General features: G+C 64.5%; 5 protein-coding genes. 3 read left to right on the top strand and 2 right to left on the bottom strand.

Going from position 1 to position 5,426, the window contains the following annotated elements; all coding sequences use genetic code 11:
• Together IT472_RS03170 and IT472_RS03165 are read right to left on the bottom strand one after the other, a co-directional pair.
• On the bottom strand, positions 1-1,048 hold a 1,048-nt coding region (locus tag IT472_RS03170; protein WP_297178256.1), incomplete at its 3' end, for a GGDEF domain-containing protein.
• 82 nt (positions 1,049-1,130) lie between these two features.
• A complete protein-coding gene (locus IT472_RS03165) occupies positions 1,131-1,697 on the bottom strand; it encodes a TMEM165/GDT1 family protein (protein ID WP_297178253.1) in 567 nt (188 codons plus the stop codon).
• 294 nt (positions 1,698-1,991) lie between these two features.
• Here IT472_RS03165 and IT472_RS03160 point away from each other — a divergent pair, with 294 nt between their 5' ends.
• The 3 genes from IT472_RS03160 to IT472_RS03150 all read left to right on the top strand — a co-directional run.
• Positions 1,992-2,183, top strand: a complete 192-nt coding sequence (locus IT472_RS03160; protein WP_297178250.1) for a hemin uptake protein HemP — start codon at positions 1,992-1,994, stop codon at positions 2,181-2,183.
• Between the two features lie 82 nt (positions 2,184-2,265).
• Entirely contained in the window at positions 2,266-4,521 is a 2,256-nt protein-coding gene (locus IT472_RS03155) for a TonB-dependent hemoglobin/transferrin/lactoferrin family receptor (RefSeq protein WP_297178247.1), read from the top strand.
• A gap of 100 nt (positions 4,522-4,621) precedes the next feature.
• Positions 4,622-5,426, top strand: an 805-nt coding sequence (locus IT472_RS03150; protein WP_297178245.1) for an SPFH domain-containing protein, incomplete at its 3' end; no start/stop codon positions are given.

Below are 5,426 nucleotides of genomic sequence, written 5' to 3'. Positions count from 1 at the left end.
TGCCATCCTGGGGCCAGCTGGACACCCCGGCGCTGAAGGTCATCCGAATCGACGGCTCGCCCGGGGCCGGGACGAACGGTTGCGCGGCAACGCTGCGGCGCAGGGCCTCGAGGCGTTCCCAGGCGCGTCCGGTCGGCTGTGGCATCACCAAGGCGAATTCCTCGCCGCCCAGACGAACCAGCCAATCCTTGTCCTCCAGTCCAGAGCGCAGGACATCCACCACGTGTTGCAGCGCCCGATCGCCGGCGGCGTGGCCGAGTTCGTCATTGATCCGACGAAAGTAATCGAGGTCGATCAGGCACACCGACAGCGACAGGCCGGACTCGCCGGCGGCGTCCGCCAGCGTCGGAAATCGGAAGGTCAGTAGGGTGCGGTTGGCCAAACCGGTCAGGCCGTCGGTTCCGGACAGTTCGACCAGCCGCTGCATTCGGTAGACCACCACCGCCATCATGACCGTGGTGACGGCGATCAGCAGCAGGCGTTGCACCACGTTCGAAAGTCGCGCGGTGCCGTAGTCCACCGAGGCGAGCTGTTCCGGGTTGTGGGCCATGGAAAACAGCACTGCCGCAAGCAGGCCGTACTGGAGCATGGCCAATCCACCGGCGTAAAGGGTGATGCGGCCGTCGTTGCGCAACGCGGTCATGCCGATCGCGATCAGGTAGAAGGCCCAGACGATCATGCTGTTCAGGGCACCTGCATACGAGCCAACGGCAAGCATGACCAACACCCCCGAGGTCAGGGTGATGTCATAGCTGGTGGTCAGCCAAGGCAACCAGCGGAAGCGGCGCTTCTGACGCGCCATCATCAGCAGGACTTGCGCCGCCAGCACGGTCAGGATCACCCCGAATACACCGGCGATGCCTTCGGTGGGCGTGTATTCGTCGGTGGCGATATTGATCAGCGGCAGCAGCAGCAGGAGCAGCGACAGGCCAGCGCGCAGCTTGGCCACCAACAGTTCGCCGCCGGCACCCATTTCCAGCACCAAAGCGTCCGGCGGCGCACGCAGGCGCCGCCAGAAATCCCGAAGGTCGGATCCGATGCCGTCCATGCACGCTCCCCTGCCGCTTCCGCAGCATAGGCTGGCGCGGCGCGTGACTCAAATCGATGGGAGTGGCTGGATCATGAAGGCCTCACCCCGACAGTCCGTGAAAGGCCGCCCACAGGCCCAATGCCAGGAACACGCAGGCAGCGATGATCCGGGCCGCCTTCAATGGCAGCCTTTCGGCGAAGCGGCTGCCCAGCACCACCACCGGCACGTTCGCCAGCAGCATGCCGACGGTGGTGCCGACGACGACTTGCCACAGGGGTGAATATTTCGCCGCCAGCAGGATCGTCGCCACTTGCGTCTTGTCGCCGATCTCGGCGATGAAGTACGCGATGACGGTGGCGATGAAGGCGCCGTGCGCCGGCAATGCCTCGTCCTCGTCCAGCGCGTCCGGCTTCAGCGTCCACAGCGCGATGCCGATGAAGCTGGCGGCGACGCTCCAGCGCAGACCCTGTGGGGTCAGCCATTGCGCGACCAGGGCGCCCAGCCAACCGGCGAGCGCGTGGTTGAGCAGGGTGGACGCGAGAATACCGGCCACGATGGGCCTGGGCTTGCGAAATCGGGCGGCCAGCAACAGGGCCAGCAGCTGGGTCTTGTCGCCGATCTCGGCCAGCGCCACGGTGCCGGCAGAGACGAGCAGGGGATTGACCATGGAGGCTCCGGGCCGGGCGCATTCGCGAAAGATGCGAAGGCAAACGCCGCGTCGCCTGGCCGGGTACGCGTCGTCTGCCTTCGGTCTTGCCCGCGTTGCGTCGAACGGATGTTCGAAAGCACCGCTGCGCGCCACGGTCTGCCGACCAAGTGTGTTGACGCGCGGACCACGGCATCGCGCCGTGGCGGGCTACTCCCCGGAGGAAGAGAGCGCGTATTCAAGCATGGCGCGGTGAATTGACTAGATAATGAGAATCATTAACATAACGACCAGTCGAATTGTCCCGCCCCCGCCATGTCTGTAGCCCCCACGTTCGAGCAACCCGCCGCGCCGCAGCCTAGGCCTGCGCCGACGCCGTCTGCGCAGATGGCTGCACTCGATAGCACGCAACTGTTGCGCGGGCAGTGCGAAGTGCTGATCCAGCACGGCAATGAGGTCTACCGCCTGCGCCACACCCGCAACGGCAAATTGATCCTCACCAAATAACCCCACCGGCGCACATGCGCCGTTCCCCGCCAGCCAGCGCGCGTGCGAGAGCCAGCAGACAATCTTGCCCGATGGATGTCCCATGCGCTCTCACCCGGTGTCCTTAGCCCTGCTCGCCGCGCTTGCCGTTTCCTTCCAGGTCCATGCCCAGGCCAGCACGCCGTCCGGTCCATCCGATGCCGGCGTCGACGGCGATATCAAGTTATTCAATCGGGTGGTGGTCACCGCCACCCGCACTAAGCGCGCATTGATCGATGTCCCCAATACGGTGGACGAGATCGACCGCAAGCGCATGGATGATCTGCTGGTCGACAGCCTGAAGGACCTGTTCCGCTACGAGCCCGGCATCAGCGTCGGCAGCAGTTTCGGTCGCTTCGGCATCGGTGATATCCGCATCCGCGGACTGGGTGGCAATCGCGTGCGCATCCAGACAGACGGTATCGCGGTGCCGGACGCGTTCACCATCGGCAGCTTCTCCAATGCCAATCGCAACTTCGTCGATCTCGACACCCTCAAGCGGGTGGAAGTGGTGCGCGGCCCAACCAGCTCGCTGTACGGCTCGGATGCGCTGGGTGGCACCGTTTCGTTCGTCACAAAGGATCCGGCGGACTACCTGCAAGCAGGCAAGTCCAGCTACTTCGGCCTCAAGCTGGGCTTCGATGGCGAATGGGACGGAGTGTCGACCGGACTGACGGCGGCCTTCGGCGGCCAGCGCTGGTCGGGCCTTCTGGCGGTGAGCCATCGGCAAGGGCATGAGACCCGCAATCAGGGCGAGGTCGATGGCGTCGGCGCTACCCGCACCCGGCCCAATCCGCAGGATCGCAGCGGTCGCAGCGTGCTCGGAAAATTGGTTTACGCGCCCAGTGCCAGCCAGCGCTTCACCCTGACGATGGAAGGCAGCGACAACAGCGCCGACACCGACATGCTGACCTCGATGGGCGTGCAGCCGATGACCGGCGCCATCAATACCCATGTCGGTGCCATCGACCAGCAGCGCCGCACGAGGATTTCGCTGGAACACCGGATCGATCTGGAAGGCGGCTTTGCCGACAGCATCGACTGGCAGGCGTACATCCAGCGCAGCAGCACCACCCAATACACGATCGAGGCGCGCACCCTGCCGCCGCCAACCTTGCAGGATGTGCGTGAGCGCTGGTTCCATTTCGACCAGCGCGTACGCGGCCTGCAGCTGAACTTCCGCAAGACCGTGGACGCCGGCAGTGTCCAGCATGACCTGGCTTGGGGACTGGATATCGCGCGCACCGACACCGAGCAGCGCCGTGATGGCCTGCGCAGCTTTCCGCTGACCGGCGCGAGCACGCCCAACATGCCGCCCGACAGCTACCCGGTACGTGATTTTCCGCTCAGCACCACCACCAACACGGCGGCCTATCTGCAGGATGAAATCACCTTGGCAGATGGCAAGTTTCGGCTGGTGCCGGCGCTGCGGGTGGATCGCTACCGGCTGACGCCGCATATGGATGCGATCTTCGCCGGTGACAATCCCGGCGTCGTCCTCAGCGGCCTGGGCAAGACCAGTGTCTCGCCCAAGCTCGGCATGGTCTGGCATTTCAACGACGACTGGTCGCTGTTTGGCGGCTACGCACGCGGCTTCCGCTCGCCGCCGTATGCCGACGTCAACATCGGCTTCACCAATGTGATGTTCGGCTACACCGCGATTTCCAACCCAAACCTCAAGCCGGAAACCAGCAATGGCTTCGAGCTGGGCCTGCGCTATTCCGGCAGCCGCGCCTACGCCAGCCTGAGCGCCTACGACAACCGCTACCGCGATTTCATCGAGTCATTCGTGTTCGTCGGCTTCAACCAGCAGGGCCTGATGGTCTATCAATCGCAGAACGTGGCCGACGCCCGCATCCACGGCGTCGAATTGAAGGCGGGGCTGGAACTGGAGGCTTTGTCGCGGGCGCTGGCGGGCTGGTCGCTGCGCGGTGCGGCGGCATGGTCACGCGGGGAGGACCACACGGCGGGCGAGCCGATGGAGTCGGTCGATCCGTTCACCGCCACGCTGGGGCTGGCGTATGACGCGGACGACTGGGGCGTGGAGCTGGCCGGACGGTTTGCCGACCGTCGCGATCGGATGCCGACGCCGCCGGCAGGCACCAGTTACTTTGTCTCGCCGGGCTACGGCGTGTTTGATCTGTACGCGCATTGGAAACTCGGCGCGCACATGAAGCTCAATGCCGGTATCCGCAATCTCACCGATCGCCGCTACTGGTCAGCCGGTGACGTTCCGCTGGCCAGCACCACCAGCCCGGTGCTGGATCGCTATACGGCGCCCGGCCGATCACTGGCAGTGTCGCTCTCGCTGGCGTGGTAGCGCGGGCGGCTTGCCGATACCGGCCGTATTTGCTTGCCTGATGCGTTGGTAGAAGGGAAGACGAGGCCTATACTCGCCAAATCAAACCCGGAGAGCGTCGATGGCATTTTTTCTTGCAATGATCCTGCTGATCGCAGGCGTCATCGTCTTGTTCAAGACCGTGCGGATGGTGCCGCAGGGCTACGAATGGACGGTTGAGCGCTTTGGCCGCTACACCCACACCATGGGCCCGGGCCTGCATTTCCTCATCCCGATCATGTACGGCGTCGGCCGCAAGATCAACATGATGGAACAGGTGATGGACGTGCCCAGCCAGGACGTCATCACCAAGGACAACGCCGTGGTCAAGGTCGACGGCGTGGTTTATTTCCAGGTGCTGGACGCGGCCAAGGCGGCGTATGAAGTCGCCCAGCTGGAGGTGGCCATCCTCAACCTGGTGATGACCAATATCCGTACCGCGATCGGCTCGATGGACCTCGACGAGTCCCTGTCCAAGCGCGACGAGATCAACACCAAGGTGCTGCACGCGGTCGACGAGGCCACCCATCCCTGGGGCATCAAGGTCAACCGCATCGAGCTCAAGGACATCCAGCCGCCGCGCGACCTGGTGGATTCGATGGCGAGGCAGATGAAGGCCGAGCGTGAAAAGCGCGCCAACATCCTCGAGGCCGAAGGCCTGCGGCAGTCGCAGATCCTGCGCGCCGAGGGCGAGAAGCAGTCGGCGATTCTCTCCGCAGAAGGCCAGAAGGAGGCCGCCTTCCGCTCCGCAGAGGCGCGTGAGCGCCTGGCCGAGGCCGAAGCCAAGGCCACCCAGATGGTGTCGGACGCGATTTCCGGCGGCAACGTGCAGGCGATCAACTACTTCATCGCGCAAAAGTACATCGAAGCGTTCAAGTCATTGGCCG

The sequence above is a fragment of the Thermomonas sp. genome, from assembly GCF_020850895.1.
Taxonomy (GTDB): domain Bacteria; phylum Pseudomonadota; class Gammaproteobacteria; order Xanthomonadales; family Xanthomonadaceae; genus Thermomonas.
This window is presented reverse-complemented; position numbering and strand designations above follow the sequence as displayed.